13 protein-coding genes are annotated in these 16,298 nt (G+C 69.4%); 6 read left to right on the forward strand and 7 right to left on the reverse strand.

Annotated elements, in window-relative coordinates; translation table 11 throughout:
* Positions 1 to 6: 6 nt before the first annotated feature.
* Complete coding sequence (locus tag AB0H50_RS07365) at positions 7 to 300, reverse strand: hypothetical protein (protein WP_357448220.1); 294 nt, start codon at positions 298 to 300, stop codon at positions 7 to 9.
* A 239-nt stretch (positions 301 to 539) separates the two neighbouring features.
* Between AB0H50_RS07365 and AB0H50_RS07370 the strand changes: the two genes are divergently transcribed.
* Entirely contained in the window at positions 540 to 1,985 is a 1,446-nt protein-coding gene (locus tag AB0H50_RS07370) for an aldehyde dehydrogenase (RefSeq protein ID WP_357448222.1), read from the forward strand.
* 110 nt (positions 1,986 to 2,095) lie between these two features.
* On the opposite strand, the gene AB0H50_RS07375 is transcribed toward AB0H50_RS07370, so the two are convergent.
* Positions 2,096 to 2,299 carry a hypothetical protein gene (locus AB0H50_RS07375; protein ID WP_357448224.1) on the reverse strand — a complete coding sequence of 68 codons (204 nt, stop codon included), beginning with the start codon at positions 2,297 to 2,299 and terminating at the stop codon, positions 2,096 to 2,098.
* Positions 2,300 to 2,479: 180 nt separating this feature from the next.
* Positions 2,480 to 3,433 carry a helix-turn-helix domain-containing protein gene (locus AB0H50_RS07380; protein WP_357448226.1) on the reverse strand — a complete coding sequence of 318 codons (954 nt, stop codon included), beginning with the start codon at positions 3,431 to 3,433 and terminating at the stop codon, positions 2,480 to 2,482.
* A gap of 225 nt (positions 3,434 to 3,658) precedes the next feature.
* Here AB0H50_RS07380 and AB0H50_RS07385 point away from each other — a divergent pair, with 225 nt between their 5' ends.
* The gene (locus tag AB0H50_RS07385; RefSeq protein WP_357449345.1) at positions 3,659 to 4,393 is read left to right on the forward strand and encodes a phosphohydrolase; all 735 of its coding nucleotides are present in this window, start codon (positions 3,659 to 3,661) and stop codon (positions 4,391 to 4,393) included.
* Positions 4,394 to 4,493: 100 nt separating this feature from the next.
* Here AB0H50_RS07385 and AB0H50_RS07390 read toward each other — a convergent pair whose 3' ends face one another.
* The 4 genes from AB0H50_RS07390 to AB0H50_RS07405 form a co-directional block, all read right to left on the reverse strand.
* Complete coding sequence (locus tag AB0H50_RS07390) at positions 4,494 to 6,326, reverse strand: phosphoenolpyruvate carboxykinase (GTP) (protein ID WP_357448228.1); 1,833 nt, start codon at positions 6,324 to 6,326, stop codon at positions 4,494 to 4,496.
* A 242-nt stretch (positions 6,327 to 6,568) separates the two neighbouring features.
* Complete coding sequence (locus AB0H50_RS07395; RefSeq protein ID WP_357448230.1) at positions 6,569 to 8,083, reverse strand: hypothetical protein; 1,515 nt, start codon at positions 8,081 to 8,083, stop codon at positions 6,569 to 6,571.
* 13 nt (positions 8,084 to 8,096) lie between these two features.
* Entirely contained in the window at positions 8,097 to 9,236 is a 1,140-nt protein-coding gene (locus AB0H50_RS07400) for a hypothetical protein (protein ID WP_357448232.1), read from the reverse strand.
* 66 nt (positions 9,237 to 9,302) lie between these two features.
* On the reverse strand, positions 9,303 to 10,085 hold the full coding sequence (locus AB0H50_RS07405; protein ID WP_357448233.1) for an SDR family oxidoreductase: 783 nt from the start codon (positions 10,083 to 10,085) through the stop codon (positions 9,303 to 9,305).
* A gap of 147 nt (positions 10,086 to 10,232) precedes the next feature.
* On the opposite strand from AB0H50_RS07405, the gene AB0H50_RS07410 reads away from it, so the two are divergent.
* The 4 genes from AB0H50_RS07410 (at position 10,233) to AB0H50_RS07425 (ending at position 16,240) form a co-directional block, all read left to right on the forward strand.
* Complete coding sequence (locus tag AB0H50_RS07410) at positions 10,233 to 11,615, forward strand: lipase family protein (protein WP_357448235.1); 1,383 nt, start codon at positions 10,233 to 10,235, stop codon at positions 11,613 to 11,615.
* Between the two features lie 59 nt (positions 11,616 to 11,674).
* On the forward strand, positions 11,675 to 12,484 hold the full coding sequence (trmB, locus tag AB0H50_RS07415; RefSeq protein ID WP_357448237.1) for a tRNA (guanosine(46)-N7)-methyltransferase TrmB: 810 nt from the start codon (positions 11,675 to 11,677) through the stop codon (positions 12,482 to 12,484).
* 79 nt (positions 12,485 to 12,563) lie between these two features.
* Positions 12,564 to 13,292 carry an NYN domain-containing protein gene (locus tag AB0H50_RS07420; RefSeq protein ID WP_357448239.1) on the forward strand — a complete coding sequence of 243 codons (729 nt, stop codon included), beginning with the start codon at positions 12,564 to 12,566 and terminating at the stop codon, positions 13,290 to 13,292.
* Positions 13,292 to 16,240 (forward strand): MMPL family transporter, encoded by a 2,949-nt coding sequence (locus AB0H50_RS07425; RefSeq protein ID WP_357448241.1) that lies wholly within the window; start codon positions 13,292 to 13,294, stop codon positions 16,238 to 16,240. The genes AB0H50_RS07420 and AB0H50_RS07425 overlap by 1 nt, the downstream gene beginning before the upstream one ends.
* Positions 16,241 to 16,298: the final 58 nt, after the last annotated feature.

The raw sequence follows: 16,298 nt of genomic DNA on the forward strand, positions 1-16,298 counted from the left end.
CGACCGCTATTTCGCGAGCCAGCCCCGGCGCCAGCGGCGCCCGCAGGATGCGTCGTGCTCCCACGGCGACTCCTGAATGGCCAACCCGACTGTCTCCAGGGTGGTCAATCCGACCTGGTCGGCGAGGATTCCGACGACGGCGACCGCCTCCGCGGCCTGCATCGCCGCCGTGGCCTGCTCGATCGTCAGCGTGCGCCCCGGTAGGAACGACACCACCCAGCCACCCGCGCCGACGCTCTTCGCCTGGTGTTCGGTCTGATCGCTGGTCATCAACGACCGGCCGATCACTTGCACCGCCATGACTCGTTCACCCCAATTACGGTCTCTGATCAATGCTGGTCGGCCGCTGATTCGGCCGGAAAACGCGGGAGGGAGCTGATGAGTAGCTACAGCATCCACCGTCCAGCAACAGAATGCAATAGTGCGTTCTCGGAAGAAGCGAACCGACGGGTTGGAATCCGACCTGGTCAGACGCTTGTAGAGAAAAGAAACTGAAACAGGTTACAGACAAGCGGGCGGTAAAACTGTAACGTGTTCCCATGCATTACGACAGCTTGTTCATCGGCGGCCGCTGGACCGCGCCAGCGGGCACCGAGCGCCTTCAGGTCATCTCACCGGCCACGGTCGAGCCGGTGGGCAGCGTCCCCGTGGTGGAGCGGGCCGACGTCGACGCCGCGGTCGCCGCCGCGCGGCACGCCTTCGACCATGGGCCGTGGCCCGTGACCCCGCCGCTGGAACGCGCCGCGGTGCTCACCAAGGCCGCGCGCCTGATCGAGCAGCGTTCGGCCGACCTGCTCGCGACGCTCACCGCGGAGATGGGCGCGCCGCAGATGATCGCCATGACCCTCAACCAGATACCGGCCACCGCCGCGCTGGACGCGTATGCCGCACTCGCGCAGACGTTTCCGTGGCAGGAGACGCGCGTCGGCGGGTTCGGAACCACGCGGGTAACCCGCGAACCGCGCGGCGTGGTCGCCGCCATCACCGCGTGGAACGTGCCGCTGTTCCTCGCGGTCAACAAGCTCGCCCCGGCCCTGCTCGCCGGCTGCACGGTGGTGCTCAAGCCGGCTCCGCTCACCCCGCTGACCGCCAATATGGTCGCCGACATCTTCACCGAGGCGGGCCTGCCCGAAGGCGTGCTTTCGGTGCTGCCCGCCGACGCCGATGTCGCGGAATACCTGGTCTCCCACCCCGGCGTCGACAAACTCACCTTCACCGGCAGCACCGCCGTCGGCCGCAAGATCGGCGCCATCGCCACCGGGCAGCTCAAGAGCGTCTCGCTCGAGCTCGGCGGCAAGTCCGCGGCAATCCTGTTGCCGGACATGGATCTCGCGGCAAGCATTCCGGTGCTCGCCTTCTCCGGGCTGATGAACAGCGGTCAGGGCTGCGTCGCGCAGACCAGGATCCTCGCGCCGCGCAGCCGCTACGACGAGATCCTCGACGCGCTCGTCGAGCACGTGCGCACGCAGAAGACCGGCGACCCCACTGATCCCACAGTCCAGTTCGGCCCGCTCATCTCCGAACGCCAGCGCGAACGCGTCGAGGGCTACATCGCCAAAGGCAAGGCGGAGGGCGCGCGGCTGGTGCTCGGCGGCGGACGGCCCGCCGACCTGGACCGCGGCTGGTTCGTCGAGCCGACGATCTTCGCCGACGTCGACAACAAGTCGACCATCGCGCAGGAGGAGATCTTCGGCCCGGTGCTCTCGGTGATCCCCTACGAGACCGAAGACGAGGCGGTGGCCATCGCCAACGACTCGGCCTACGGCCTGGCGGGCTCGGTGTGGACGACCGATATCGAGCACGGCGCGCAGATCGCGGCGCGGGTGCGCACCGGGACCTACGCGATCAACTGGTACGCCTTCGATCCGACGTCGCCATTCGGCGGCTACAAGGCCTCCGGGCTCGGCCGCGAGAACGGCCCCGAGGGTCTCGACTCGTTCTGCGAGCAGAAGTCGTTGTTGATGCCGCTCGGCTGGACGGGATAGGCGTACCTCCGCCTCCGCGCCGTGCGCGGGGGCGGTCGGGCTCCGGCCTATGCCGTTCGGACATGTTCGGACAGAGGACACGGGGGCTGCCCCTGCACGGCTCCCCCGGTTCACTGGTCGGGCATCACGATCCGCAGCGCCGCCGTGTCGCCTCGACCCGGCAGGATCCGCGTGTTCACGACCTCGACCCGCCAACCAGGCGGCAGCACCTTCTGAAGGCGGCCTGCCTGGCGATGCAGCGGCGTGCTCGCCACCGCGCCCTCCGCCCCGGTCACCGCCGGCGCTTCGCACGCGTCGAACTCGAGATCGGTCATGCTCCAACCACCTCTCACGCGTCTCTACGCGCCGCTCGCCGGGGGTCGCGACGGCGACAGGGAAGTAGTTCCTCCGATCGGACGGGCAGAGCGTCGAGGCGCCGATCGGTTGTGAAGCAGATATCGAAATTAGAATAGGACACGACGTGGCGCGGGTCACAGCCACGGGTGCGCAAGCGGTCAGCGGCGCAGCGAACGGCGATAGCCGGCCGGGGTCGCGCCCGTCGCGGCACGCAAATGCGTCCGCAACGCGGTGACGCTGCCGAAACCGGATTGCGCCGCAACGACTTCCACCGGCAGGTCGGTAGTCTCCAGCAATTCACGCGCCCGCGCCGTGCGCTGCGCCTCCAGCCAACGCCGCGGCGTCGCACCCACCTCCGCCTTGAAACGCCGGATGAACGTCCGCTCACTCATCAACGCATGCCGGGCCAACGCCGAAACATCCGGCGCCGCAGCGGGATTCGCCGCCGCCCAGGACATGGTCGCGGCCAACCCCGACGCGCCCTCGCCCATCCGGCCGTACGCATCCGGAATGTATTGCGCCTGACCACCTTCCCGATGCGGCGGCGTCACGTTCCAGCGCGCCAGCTCGGCGGCGAATCCGGCGCCGAGCTCGCGGCGCACCAAGTGCAGGCACAGGTCGAGACCCGCGGAGAGTCCCGCGGAGGTGAGCACGTCACCGTCATCGATGTACAGCGCGCCGGGGTCGAGCCGGACCGACGGGAAGAGCGTGGCGAACTCCTCGCAATACGCCCAGTGCGTGGTGGCGGGCCGCCCGTCCAGCAGGCCTGCTGCGGCGAGCACGAAGGCTCCGACGCAGATGCTCACCATCGTCGAGCCGCGCTCGGCCGCCGCGCGCAGCGCGTCGATCACCTCGGGCGGGGGCGGCAAGGTGGGCAGGCCGATGCCGGGAACGACCACGACGTCGGCCTCTTCGAGCAGCTCCAATCCGTGTTCGACGTGCAGGTCGAAACTGTTGGGCGTCCACACCGGCCCCGGCCGCACGCCGCAGGTCCGCATCTCGAAGCCGCGCCCCTCACCGGTCTTGCTCGGCCCGTGCCGGAAGGCCTGGACCGCGCAGGCCAGGTCGTAGGTCATGACGCCGTCCAGCGCGAGGGCGACCACCTGTTTCACGCCTCCAGTTTGGCATGAATCAGAGCATCACTGTCATTCACGCCACTGGCCGGGGCGCTGGACGGGCGGTTCACTGAAGCCACCGAGACGGAGGAGGTCGGCGTGGGTGCGCCAGCAGAAGACAACCGAGCGCCAGCAGAGGACAACCGAGCGCCAGCGGAAATCAACCGGGCGCCAGCAAAGATCAACGGAGCGCGAGCGAAAGACAACACAGCGCCCGCGGGTATGGGCATGGAATGGGCCACGGAAACCGGCGGCGCACTGACCAGCCGCCAGCGCAGGCAGCTGACCGGCAAGCTGGTCTCGGCGCTGCCTGGCATCGTTGCCGGGCAGGTCCGCCTCGCCCTCGGCCGCCGCGGCGCGGGTCGGGTCGACTTCACCGAACTGCGACTACCCGACTCCCGTCTCGCGCGGGCAGCGGAAGACGAAGCGCGCGAATGCCTTACGCCGCATGTTCTCGAACACTCCTACCGGAGTTACTTCTTCGGGCGCGCGCTCGCCGAGCTCGACGGCATCCGCTACGACGACGAACTGGTGTACGTGTCGTGCCTGCTGCACGACCTGAATCTCGAACACCCCACGCCGGGAAGGTGTTTCGCGGTCACTGGCGCGGAACGTGCGGTCGAGTTCGCCGAAGGAGCCGGCGCGACACCCGAACAGGCGCGCACCATCGGCGCCGCCATCGCCGCACACCTGACCATCGGCGTCGCCGACCGGCCGGACGACCTGGGCCTGGTCTCCGCCGGCGCGAGCGTGGACGTGCTCGGCCTGCGCATGGCCGACCTGGCCCCCGACTGGGTGGCCGAGCTGCTGGACCGCCACCCTCGCCACCACTTCAAGCGACACATGATCGCGGCCATGCGCGCCGAGGCGGCCGCCGTGCCCGACGGTCGCGCCCGGTGGCTGCTCTCGGTAGCCCAATTCGCGCCACTGATCCGGCTGGCGCCGTTTCCCGAGTAGCACCGACGAGCGAGACGGTGTGTGATCCTGTCGCGATCGACCAGCGCAAGACGCGCAATCGCCCGCACCCGAGAGGGGGTGCGGGCGATTGCGAAAGGGATCAGCCCAGGCGCTGCTTGAGGGCCTCGAACTCGTCGCGCACGCCCGAAGGCAGCTTGTCGCCGACGAACTCGAACCACTCCTCGATCAGCGGGATCTCCTTGCGCCACTCCTCGGCGTTCACCGCGAGCGCCTCGTCGACGTCGGCCGCGTCCACGTCCAAGCCGTCCAGGTCCAGCTGCGCCGCGGTCGGCACGTGGCCGATGGCGGTCTGCTCGGCCTGTGCGGAACCCTCGATGCGGCCGATGATCCACTCCAGCACGCGGGAGTTCTCACCGAAGCCGGGCCACAGGAAGCGGCCGTCGGCACCGCGACGGAACCAGTTGACGTAGAAGATCTTCGGCAGCTTCGCCGCATCGGCGTTCTTGCCGACGTTGACCCAGTGGCCCAGGTAGTCGCCCACGTGGTAGCCCATGAACGGCAGCATGGCCATCGGGTCGCGGCGCACGGTGCCGACCTTGCCCTCGGCCGCGGCGGTCTGCTCCGAGGAGAGCGTCGCGCCCATGAACACGCCGTGCTGCCAGTCGAAGGACTCGGTGACCAGCGGAACGGTGGTCTTGCGGCGGCCGCCGAACAGGATCGCCGAGATCGGCACACCCTGCGGGTCGTCCCACTCGGGAGCCAGGATCGGGCACTGCGACATCGGGGTGCAGTAGCGCGAGTTCGGGTGGGCGGCCAGCGTCTCCGTCTCGCGGAGGTGCCAGTCGTTGCCCTTCCAGTCGATCAGGTGATCGGGCTCGCCCTCGAGACCCTCCCACCAGACGTCGTTGTGGTCGGTCAGCGCGACGTTGGTGTAGACGGTGTTGCCCGCCTCCATGGTCGCCATCGCGTTCGGGTTCGACTGGCGGTTGGTGCCGGGCGCGACGCCGAAGAACCCGAACTCCGGGTTCACCGCGTACAGGCGGCCGTCCTTGCCGAAACGCATCCAGGCGATGTCGTCGCCGAGGGTCTCCGCGCGCCAGCCGGGAACGGTCGGCTGGATCATCGCGAGGTTGGTCTTACCGCAGGCGCTGGGGAACGCAGCGGCGATGTAGTAGGCCTTGTTCTCCGGGGAGATCAGCTTGAGGATCAGCATGTGCTCGGCCAGCCAGCCCTCGTCGTGCGCCATCGCCGAGGCGATGCGCAGCGAGTAGCACTTCTTGCCGAGCAGCGCGTTGCCGCCGTAGCCGGAGCCGTAGGACCAGATCTCGCGGTCCTCGGGGAAGTGGGTGATGTACTTGGTGTCGTTGCACGGCCACGGCACGTCCTGCTGGCCCTCGGCCAGCGGCGCGCCGACGGAGTGCAGCGCCTTCACGAACGGCCGGTCGGCGCCGAGCTTCTCCAGTGCGGCGGTGCCCATGCGGGTCATCACGCGCATCGAGACCACGACGTATTCGGAGTCGGTGAGCTCCACGCCCAGCTTGGGGTCCTCGGCGCCGAGCGGGCCCATGCAGAACGGCACCACGTACATGGTGCGTCCCTTCATCGAGCCGCGGTACAGCTCGGTCATGGTGGCGCGCATCTCGGCGGGGTCGACCCAGTTGTTGGTGGGGCCCGCGTCGGCCTCGGTCTTGGAACAGATGTAGGTCCTCGACTCGACCCTGGCCACGTCCGACGGGTCGGAGAGGGCGAGGAAGGAGTTCGGCTTCTTCTTCTCGTCCAGCCTCTTGAAGGTCCCAGCGGCCACGAGCTGAGCGGTCAGGCGTTCCCACTCCTCGTCGGAACCGTCCGCCCAGACCACGCGGTCCGGCTGAGTGAGTTCGGCGACTTCTTGTACCCAGGCGAGTAGTTCGCTGTGCTCGGTCGGCGCCTGGCCATCGGATCCACGAAGACCAGGAATGGTCGCTGAGGTCATGAAAACTCTCCTGAGATGGGCGGCTGTCCGATGCTTCGCCGCCTGGCCCAAGGCCCATGACCAGCGCGAACACACCGAGCGCCACCGTTGGCGGGAAGGCAACCCGCTACGACCAGTCGAAAGCGCGCCCCGGCTGGACGGCGTACATGGACGAAGCGGACGCCCAGGTTCCTGCTTAGAGGTTAACGCGATGTGACGACCAGTACGGAATCGGGTTCCTAACCATGTACCCATTCGGTTGCCTATTCAACAGGCACGATGTGCCTGTCGAGCAGAGCGACATCGCGTTCGCAAGCCGCCAGTTGCCCCGGCTGCTCGGCCGCGGCCCGCCGAATCCGGGCCTCGAGTTCCGCCACTCGGCGGTCGGTGTCGACGATGCGCGTGGCGCTCGCACGCACCACGCGATCGGCCAATTCTGTCTCCGCTTCCACCAGCGCGGTCGCCACCCGCTGTTCTAGCTGGGCTTTCACGTTCACGAGCGCGTCGGCGACCCACTGCCGGACGTGCGCGCGGTCGGCGACCTGCCGCCGCGCCCGCACCACCCACCACGCCACGAGGCCGCCGAGCAGCAATGTGAAGGGAATGCTTGCCACATCAAGCGCTGGCACCAGCGACAACGGCGCGACGAGCAGCCTGCCGAGGCCGACGCCCGCCGAAGCGCCCAGCGCGATCATGAGGTGATCTTCGACACCCCGGTGCCTCGGCTCCGGATCGGGGCCGACCCGCGGCGCCGGATCCCGCCTGCGATGCGGCGCGAGATCAGTGCGGCCCGCGCCGTCCAGCCGGTGCGCCAGTTCGGTGAGCCGGTGTTCGATGCTCGCGTCCACCGCGCCGGTCAGCTCGGTCACCGACTGTTGCAGGCGGTCCGGGTAGTCGCCGAGCTCGGCGGGGCGCACGCGGTCGAGCTCGGTGCGCGCGGCGGTGTGCAGCGCCCTGACGTGCCCGCCTACCTCGGTCATCAGGTCGACGCGCGCCAGGTGCAGCTGGCCGCGCAGTGTCGACATGGCGGTGGCGCGGCCGCCGTCGCGGCCGGCGAGCAGGGTGGCGCGTTCCTCGCGCCAGCGCGCGGGTTCCGCGCCCGAGCGCAGCGCGGCGACCTGCTCCACGACCCGCTTCCTGGTGTCGGTGAGCACCCGCGCGAGCACGGCGGTCAGCCGCTCGTCGCCGGACGCCTCCGCGCCCGCCGTGGCCGCGGTCAGTTCGGCGTGCAGCGCCGTCAGCCCGGAACGGTCGATCAGGCCCGCGTCGCCGCCGGTGCGTCCCGCGACGGCGAGGCGCGCCGAGACCGGGAGAATGTCCAGGTCGCCGAAGCCTTGGGCGGCGAGCAGCTCGAGATTGTGCGAACGCACGACGCGCCAGTCCTGGTAGGCGTGCACGCCGTTCATGACCAGCAGGATCAGGGTGCCGTCGGACCGCAGGCGCCGCACCACCTCCAGCGTGTCAGCGCCGAGGCTGGTGCCCGCGTCGAGCAGGACGAGCGCCACGCCCGAGGGCGCGCCACCGGAGGGGGCAGTGGATTCCACGGCCGCGTTGGCGTCGGTCATCGGATCGGTGAGATCGATGCGGGGTTCGAAACGCGCCAGCTCGGTGCGCAGCAGGGTGGTGTTGGCATCGTCCGGGCCGATCAGCGCGACGGTCGAGGCCGTTCCCGCGCCGCGCACCGCCTTCAACAACGCCATGCCCTGGGGATTCCAGCGCGCGATCACCGCCTCCACGTCCGCCGACAGCGGTTCCGGCGGGGCCGGACCCCGCGGCATCGGATCCGGTCGATCAGAGTCCGGCACTGCTCATTCGCTCCCATAGTCGGATGTATCCGTTGTGCACCCGCAGCGCCGCGCGCCGCGCCGCCGGCGGCATGTCGCTGGCGACCACGGCGCGCCAGCGCGCCGCCCTGCTCAACGCGTCGTCGGCGTCGGCGGGCGCCGGCGCCGGGTAGCCGGCGGCCAGATGCGCGACCGCGGGATTCGCCAGTCCGGCGCACAAGGCCAGCCACATCGCGTCGTCGCCGTACAGGTAGTCCTCCAGGATGTCCCTGGCCTGTCCCGCCTCGCCGGGCACCGCGCGGGCGGCCAGCCTGGCCAGCTCGTCGAGCAGTTCGCCGCCGCGCAGCGCCGAGACCTGCTCGTAGCGGCGGTGCAGCAGCCGGTGCAGTGCGTCGATGCCGCTGGCGGCGTGCAGCAGTTGCAGGATCGCGTGCGCGCCGAGCTCTGGATCGTGGCGCAGGGCGCTCAGCGCACAAGTGATGCCGTAGAGCTCCCAGCGGTGCAGCAGTTGCTCGCGTTCGGCGACGTCGGGGCCCGCGGTCGGTGAGACGAACAGGTCCGGCGAGAGCGTCAGCGCGGGGTCCGCGTCGGCGGCGAGCCTGCGCAACGTAGCCATATCGGCGTCGGTGACGGCTCCCGCCCGCGTGCGGACGGCCAGCGCGGCGACCACCGGCAGCGTGAGAATGCCCAGCTCCCTGGTGTACTGCTCGGCGGCGGCGACCGCGTCGCCCCAGCGCGAGCCGATGGCGTCGGCCTTGTTCAACACCACCACCGTGCGCTCGGCCGGCAGTTCGGCGAGCACCCTGCGATCCGCGGGCAGCGGCGCGCCCGCGAGGACATAGACCACGATGTCGGCGTCGAGCACCGGATCGGGCGCGCCCGGCTCGTCCACCGGACCGGTCTCCGCGGCCGACATCAACGCCAGTGCGTGCAGCACCGTGGTCCGGCCCGCGTGCGCGCGCCCGGTCACCTGGATACGCGGCGGCCTGCGCCACGCGTTGACCGCGCTATTGGCGTGATGACCGATCGCGGCGGTCCGCCCGCCCGCCGATTGCAGATCGACGAGAAGCCGATCCAGCTGATCCCGTTCGCGCGTCGGCACGCCCCGTTCCCGCATCTGCCCGTTGAATTCGGTGGCCGTCGGCATGGCTACCCACCCCCTTGTCGAGGCGCAATTCTGTCAGACCGAGCGGTAACCGGCAGTGCCGACCGCTCAGGAACCGGAGAAGTATTTGTTGGCCGCGCGGACGGCCCAGCTCGGGGCGTACTTCGCGGCGGCGGCCAGCAACTTCGCCTGCGTACCGATCTCGTAGTGCACACGGGGCAGCCGGGGGCGCTTGCTCGTCGCCTCCCAGATGCCGTCGGCGACGTCGGCCGCGGTCAGCCGCACGCCGAGCGATTTCGTCGCCCCGGTGTCCATGCCGTCCACCATCGCGGTCGCCACGAACAACGGCCACACCGCGATCACCCGGATGTCGTGCCGCGACCATTCGAGATCCAATGCCTCTGTGAGGCTTTTGACCGCCGACTTGGTCGCGCCGTAGCTGGCGAGCTCGGGCTGACCGTAGATCGCCGAGGCCGAGCAGAGATTCACCACCTGGGAGCGTCTGGTGTCGCGCAGGTACGGGAAGGCGTGGTGGGCGCCCGCCAGGACGCCGCCCAGGTTCACGTCCATGATCGCCTGGTGGGTGGCCAGGTCGATGTCTTCGAAGTGGCCGGAGCGCAGGATGCCCGCGTTGTTGATCAGGATGTCCAGCCGGCCCGTCTCCTCGTAGAACTCGGCGAGCCGCTCGGTCCAATGAGTGTTGTTCGTCACATCCAGCACCCCCGTGCGCACCCTGCCACCTGCGGCGTTGATGTCCGCGGCGAGCCGGGAGAGGCCGACCTCGTCGATGTCATAGGCGCCGATGTGGTACCCGTGCCCAGCGAAAAGCAGTGCCGTGGCTCGGCCGATACCGGCCGCCGCACCGGTGATGAACACGGTCGGTGAGCTCATGTCGGCAGTCTAGTGCCGCCACCGGTCCCTGCTACTTGGCTTCACACAGATGCCGGGCTTCACTTACTCTGCACTGGTGGTCGGCACCATCGGCGGTGCGCAGCTTTGCTTTTCAAGCAAGCGCTCCGGCCCGTCGAGGAGGTTGCGATGACCGTCGACGCCATCGGTGTTGTCGACTGTGAACCGGAGGCCGTCGGCCACCGGTCGGCCCGCGGCGCTCAGGCGCTGCCGCCCGGTGACAAGCCGCTGCTGCCGAGCGCTGATCCGTTCTACCGGCCGCCACGCGGTTTCGCCTCCAAGCCCGCCGGCACCGTCCTCCGCAGTCGCGCCATCGACCTCGCACTCTTCGGTCTTGTGCCGCAACAGGTTTCGGCCTGGCAGCTGCTCTACCGCAGCCACGACCTGCACGGCGCGCCCGAGGTGGCCGTGACCACCGTGCTGCTGCCAGACGGCGCCGACCCGTCGGAAGACCGTCCACTGCTGGCCTTTCAGACCGCCATGGACGCAGTCACCGAGAAGTGCTCGCCGTCCTACGCCTTGCGGCGCGGCTCCCGCGCGATCGGCGCGGTCACCCAGGTCGAGTGGCTGCTGGTCGCGAACGCGCTGCGCCGCGGCTGGGCGGTCTCGATCGCCGATCACGAGGGACCGCACGGCAACTTCGGCGCACCGCGCGAACCCGGCTACCGCGTGCTCGACGGCATCCGCGCTGCGCTCGGCTTCGCCCCGCTCGGCCTGCACGCCGACACCCCGGTCGGCGTCTGGGGCTACTCCGGCGGCGGCATGGCCAGCTCCTGGGTGGTGGAGATGGCGCCGACCTACGCGCCGGAGCTGAACATCGCGGGCGCGGTGCTCGGCGCACCGGTCGGCGACCCCGAGCAGGTGTTCCGCAGGCTGAACGGCGGCAGCTACGCGGGTCTGCCCGCCATCGTGATCGCCGCGCTGCGCAAGCTCTACCCAGCTCTCGGCGCGGTGATCGACAACGAACTCACGCCGGAAGGGCACCGTTTCGTCACCACGGCCGAGACCTCGACGCCGCTCGGTGCGATCCTCGCGCTCGCGGGCAAGAAGATGGACGACTTCCTTCAGCGCCCGCTGCAGGAGCTGCTGTCGACGCCCGAGTTCCGCGACCTGTTCGACGACCTGCGCCTCGGCAACTCCACCCCCACCTGCCCGCTGCTCGTGCTGCAACCCGTGCACGACCAGGTCATCCACATGGAGGGCGTGGACGGTCAGGTCGCCCGCTACCGCAAGGGCGGCGCGTCGGTCACCTACGTCCGCGACCGGCTCAGCGAGCACTTCTCGATGCTGCCGCTGGCCACCCCGATCAGCCTGGCGTGGCTGGCCGACCGGCTGGCGGGCGAACCGCCGACCGCCGACTCCGACTCCACCGTCTGGTCGGTGCTCGCCTCCCCGACCGGACTGCGCGGGCTGCTGGAAATGGCGACCACCACGGTGAAGGTCGTGCTCGGGCGGCCGCTGCGCGGCGAGACCCCGCCCGCACCGAAGATCGTCGCCGAACGCGCCGCCTGACCTCGCGAAGACCACGCGGTCGGGGTTCGATTGCCGTGCTGTTCGCCGGATGCTGGACAATGGACGCCGTGAACGACGCCGCCAACCACACTGTCGAGTCGGTTCCGGGCAGGCCGTCCACAGCATCGGCCCCGCTCGAAGCAGGCAGACGATCGCCCACCGGCTCCCGCCTCTACCCGAGGGTGACCAGCTTCCGCTCCCGCCGGGGCGCGCTGACCCCGAACCAGCAGGGCGCCTGGGATCGCATGTGGCCGAAGATCGGCCGCGAGGTATCCGACGCACCGCTGGACGCCGCCGCCTGGTTCGGCCGCGAAGCCCCGCTGGTCATCGAGATCGGCTGCGGGACAGGCACTGCCACCGCCGAGATGGCGCAGGCCGAGCCGCACCTGAACCTGATCGGGATCGAGGTGTACCAGCCGGGCCTCGCTCAGCTCGTGCAGCGCATCGAGCGCGAGGACATCGGTAACATCCGGCTGCTCCGCGGCGACGCCGTAGATGTGCTCGAGCACATGATTGCCAAGGAGTCGCTGACCGGTGTCCGGGTGTTCTTCCCCGACCCGTGGCCGAAGGCAAGGCACCACAAGCGGCGGCTGCTGCAGCCTGCGACCCTCGCGCTCATCGCGAGCCGCCTCCGGCCGGGCGGTGTGTTGCATGTCGCGACGGACCACGCGGGTTACGCGGAACACATCGCCGAAGTCGGTGCCGCGGAACCGCTGTTCATCGGCCTGAACGAGGCGACGGGCGGCGTCAGCGCGGACAACGAGGAGAGCGCCCCGATCGGCTTCGACCGCCCCGTCACCAAATTCGAAGGCAAGGCACATCGGGCGGGCAGCGCCATCACCGAGTTCATATGGGGCAAGATCGAATGATGAGCGAGCGCAGCGAGCGACCAGTTACCTCGGCCGTCATGACGGTCGTGAGACGGCCGAGCGTCAGCGAGGCGACGGCATGAGTGTGAGTGAGATGGCTCACGAGGTGGTGGACGTCACCGCGGAGGGGCACGGCAGCGGATCGGAAGGACTCGGCGGCGCCGCGCCCGACGTGCGCCGAGTACTGCTCGTCTGGGACGCGCCCAACCTCGATATGGGTCTCGGCGCCATCCTCGGCGGCCGCCCGACCGCCGCGTACCGTCCGCGGTTCGACGCGCTCGGCCGCTGGCTGCTCGCACGCACAGCCGAACTGTCGGTCGGCAGCGCGACCCGAGTCGAGCCCGAGGCCACCGTCTTCACCAACATCGCACCGGGCACCGCCGACGTGGTGCGCCCGTGGGTGGAGGCGCTGCGCAACGTCGGCTACGCGGTGTTCGCCAAGCCGAAGATCGACGACGACTCCGACGTCGACGCGGACATGCTCGCGCACATCGAGTTCCGCAGCCGCGGCGCGGGACTGGCCGGGATCATGGTCGCGTCCGCCGACGGTCAAGCCTTCCGCGAGCCGCTCGAACGATTGGCCGCGCGCGGAGTTCCCGTTCAGGTGTTGGGCTTCCGCGAGCACGCGAGTTGGGCCGTAACATCCGATACCCTCGAATTCATCGACCTCGAGGACATCCCGGGCGTGTTCCGTGAACCGCTGCCCAGGGTCAGCCTCGACTCGCTGCCCGACGAGGGCGCCTGGCTGCAGCCGTTCCGGCCGCTGTCGGCGCTGCTCACCTCTCGCCCCGCCCAAGGAGTCGCTTAGTGTTCACACGCTGGGGCGATCTGGTCTACCGGCTGCGCTGGGCCGTCATCGGCATCGTCTGCGCGGCCCTCCTGGCATTGGGAGGCTACGGCCTCGGCCTGGAACACCACCTGAGCTCCAGCGGTTGGGACGACCCGACATCGGAATCCGCGCAGGCCGCGCGCACCGCCGACGCGGCCTTCGGGCGCGATCACAACAGCGACGTGATCGTGCTCTACACCGCCCCCGACGGCAAGACGATCGACGACCCGCAGTTCCGGGACAAGATCGTCGACAGCCTGAACCGGCTGCCGAAAGAACACCCGAGCGAGATCGCCAAGGTCAACGGCGCCTACTGGCAGACCGAGACCGGGCCAGGCGTCCCGCTGACCTTCGGTTCGAAGGACAAGAAGTACACCTTCGCCTCCATCGCCATCGTCGGCGACAACGACACCGAGATGGTGCGCAACTACCGGAAAGTGAAGGACGTCTTCTACATTCCGGGCGTCGACGTGCAAGTGACCGGCCTGCAAGCGGTGTCGGGCACGCTCAACGACACCATGGCCGCCGACCAGAAGCGCATGGAGATGCTCGCCATCCCCGCGGTGGCGGTGCTGCTGTTCTTCATCTTCGGCGGTCTCGTCGCGGCGGGTCTGCCGCTGGTCGTCGGCGGCCTGACGGTGATCGGCGCCAACGGCATCATCATGTTCCTGACGAAGTTCACCGAGGTGAACTCGTTCGTCTCCGGCGTCGTCTCGATGATCGGCCTCGGCCTGGCCATCGACTACGGCCTGTTCATCGTCAGCCGTTTCCGCGAGGAACTGGCCGAGGGGTACGACACCCGCGCGGCCGTGCGGCGCTCGGTGATGACGGCGGGCCGCACGGTCGTGTTCTCCGCAACCATGATCATCGCCAGCCTCGGCGGCATGCTGTTGTTCCCGCAGGGCTTCCTGAAATCGGTCGCCTACGGCACCATCGCGACGGTCTCGCTGGCCGCGCTCACCGCGATCACCATCCTGCCCGCGATGCTCGGCGTGCTCGGCAAGCGCGTGGACATGCTCGGCCTCAAGCGCTTCCGCAAGACCAAGACCACGGAGGAAGTCGAGAACGGCTTCTGGGGCAAGACGACGCAGTGGGTGATGAAGCACCCGCTCAAGATCGCCGTGCCGATCTGCATCGGCCTGCTGCTGCTCATCATCCCGGTGAAGAACCTGGCCTTCGGCGGCATCAACGAGCGATACCTGCCGCCGGACAACAAGACCCGCGTGGCGCTGGAGAACTTCTACGAGGTCTTCCCGCTGCGGAAGACCGACCCGGTGCAGCTGGTGATGGTCTCCGATGACAGCGCCGCGGTCGGCAGGGTGTGGAAGGAAGCGAGCGAAGCGCCCGGCCTCACCGGCAAGTTCGAGGTGCCGAGCCGGTCCACCAGTGATCCCGACGTCTACCGGACCAGCGCGACACTGGAGGATTCGGAGAACTACGACCCGACCATCGAGTACCTGCGCTCGATGGACGTGCCCGACAACGTCGAGCTCTATGTCGGCGGTCAGCCGACGATCCAGAAGGACAGCATCGACGCGCTGCTCGACCGCATGCCGTTGATGATCGCGCTGGTCATCTTCGTGACCACGCTGCTGATGTTCCTGACCTTCGGCTCGCTGGTGCTGCCGATCAAGGCCGCGCTCATGAGCGCGCTCGGCCTCGGCTCCACGCTCGGCATCTTGACCTGGATCTTCGTCGACGGTCACGGGGCCGGCCTGCTGAACTTCACGCCGCAACCGATCATGTCGCCGGTGCTGGTGCTGATCATCGCGGTGATCTACGGTCTGTCCACCGACTACGAGGTCTTCCTGATCTCGCGGATGGTCGAGGCGCGCACGCAAGGCGCGTCCACCACGGAGGCCGTGCGGGCGGGCACCGCGCATACCGGACGCATCATCACCGCCGCCGCGCTGATCCTGCTCGTGGTTGTCGGCGCGTTCGCGTTCTCCGACCTGGTGATGATGCAGTACATCGCCTACGGCCTGATCGCCGCGCTGTTCATCGACGCGACCATCCTGCGCATGCTGCTGGTGCCCGCCACCATGAAGCTGCTCGGTGACGACTGCTGGTGGGCGCCCACCTGGATGAAGCGCATCCAGCAGAAGATCGGCCTCGGCGAGCCAATCCTCGACGACGAGCGCCCCGGTGGCGGCGAGGTGGTCGACCTGGTCAAGACCACCCCCATCACCGATCCGGTGACGATGCAGATGCCCGCGGTGTCGGCGGGCAAGCAGCCGCGCACTCCGCGCAGGCCGCGGACCATCGAGGAGATCGAGGCCGAAGCGCCTACGCAGAGCATCGATTCGGTTCCGCCACCCGCGCCGCGTCCGGCGGCTCCGGGGGCGCATTCGGCGCCGCCCGCCCCGCCGCGCACAGTCGCTCCCGGCCCGCACGACCCGACTCGGCCGCGCGCGAGTTCGCTGTCGGGGCTGCCTGATCCGAACCACAGCCGGTCGGTGCAGCCGACTCCGGCGGAGCCGCCGCGGCCGCGTGCCGTGCCATTCGCCGAACCGGCGCGGGCGCAGGAAACCGCAGGCTCGGTGGACGATGCGACCAGGCCGCTCGAATCAGGGGCGACCTCCAGGGCGCGCAACACCGCGCCCGACTCGCCCCCGCACGGGTCGAGCGCCTACGATCCGGCCGTCGGCGCAGGAAACCGCACCTTTGCCGAGGCGAACCACCAAACCGCCTCCGCGGCACCGGGTTCCACCCAGCATCGGGCGCCCTCGGAGCCTTCCCATCACACGGCCTCGGACGACAGTGCGTCGGAGATGCCGTCCGACAACCGCACCAGCATCGAGAACTGGATGGCCGAACTCCGCTCCGCCCGCCGCCACGTCGCCGACTCGGACGAGGGCAGGCACCACAGCGGCGACGGACGCTCGGTGAGCGTCAACGAACTCCTCCGCCGCCACGACGAGGACTGATCGCTCGAGCGGGCTGCGGCGCCGCCCGCCGACCGCTACCGGAGCTCCCGCTTCCGCG

Source organism: Nocardia sp. NPDC050793 (genome assembly GCF_040654065.1).
GTDB lineage: Bacteria > Actinomycetota > Actinomycetes > Mycobacteriales > Mycobacteriaceae > Nocardia.

Excerpts from the sequence above, each read along its gene's own strand:
- AB0H50_RS07405 (WP_357448233.1), bottom strand. The coding sequence starts at position 10,085 with ATGAGCTCACCGACCGTGTTCATCACCGGTGCGGCGGCCGGTATCGGC.
- AB0H50_RS07385 (WP_357449345.1), top strand. The coding sequence starts at position 3,659 with ATGGGCATGGAATGGGCCACGGAAACCGGCGGCGCACTGACCAGCCGC.
- AB0H50_RS07410 (WP_357448235.1), top strand. The coding sequence starts at position 10,233 with ATGACCGTCGACGCCATCGGTGTTGTCGACTGTGAACCGGAGGCCGTC.
- AB0H50_RS07375 (WP_357448224.1), bottom strand. The coding sequence starts at position 2,299 with ATGACCGATCTCGAGTTCGACGCGTGCGAAGCGCCGGCGGTGACCGGG.
- trmB (WP_357448237.1), top strand. The coding sequence starts at position 11,675 with ATGGACGCCGTGAACGACGCCGCCAACCACACTGTCGAGTCGGTTCCG.
- AB0H50_RS07390 (WP_357448228.1), bottom strand. The coding sequence starts at position 6,326 with ATGACCTCAGCGACCATTCCTGGTCTTCGTGGATCCGATGGCCAGGCG.
- AB0H50_RS07395 (WP_357448230.1), bottom strand. The coding sequence starts at position 8,083 with ATGCCGCGGGGTCCGGCCCCGCCGGAACCGCTGTCGGCGGACGTGGAG.
- AB0H50_RS07420 (WP_357448239.1), top strand. The coding sequence starts at position 12,564 with ATGAGTGTGAGTGAGATGGCTCACGAGGTGGTGGACGTCACCGCGGAG.
- AB0H50_RS07365 (WP_357448220.1), bottom strand. The coding sequence starts at position 300 with ATGGCGGTGCAAGTGATCGGCCGGTCGTTGATGACCAGCGATCAGACC.
- AB0H50_RS07370 (WP_357448222.1), top strand. The coding sequence starts at position 540 with ATGCATTACGACAGCTTGTTCATCGGCGGCCGCTGGACCGCGCCAGCG.
- AB0H50_RS07400 (WP_357448232.1), bottom strand. The coding sequence starts at position 9,236 with ATGCCGACGGCCACCGAATTCAACGGGCAGATGCGGGAACGGGGCGTG.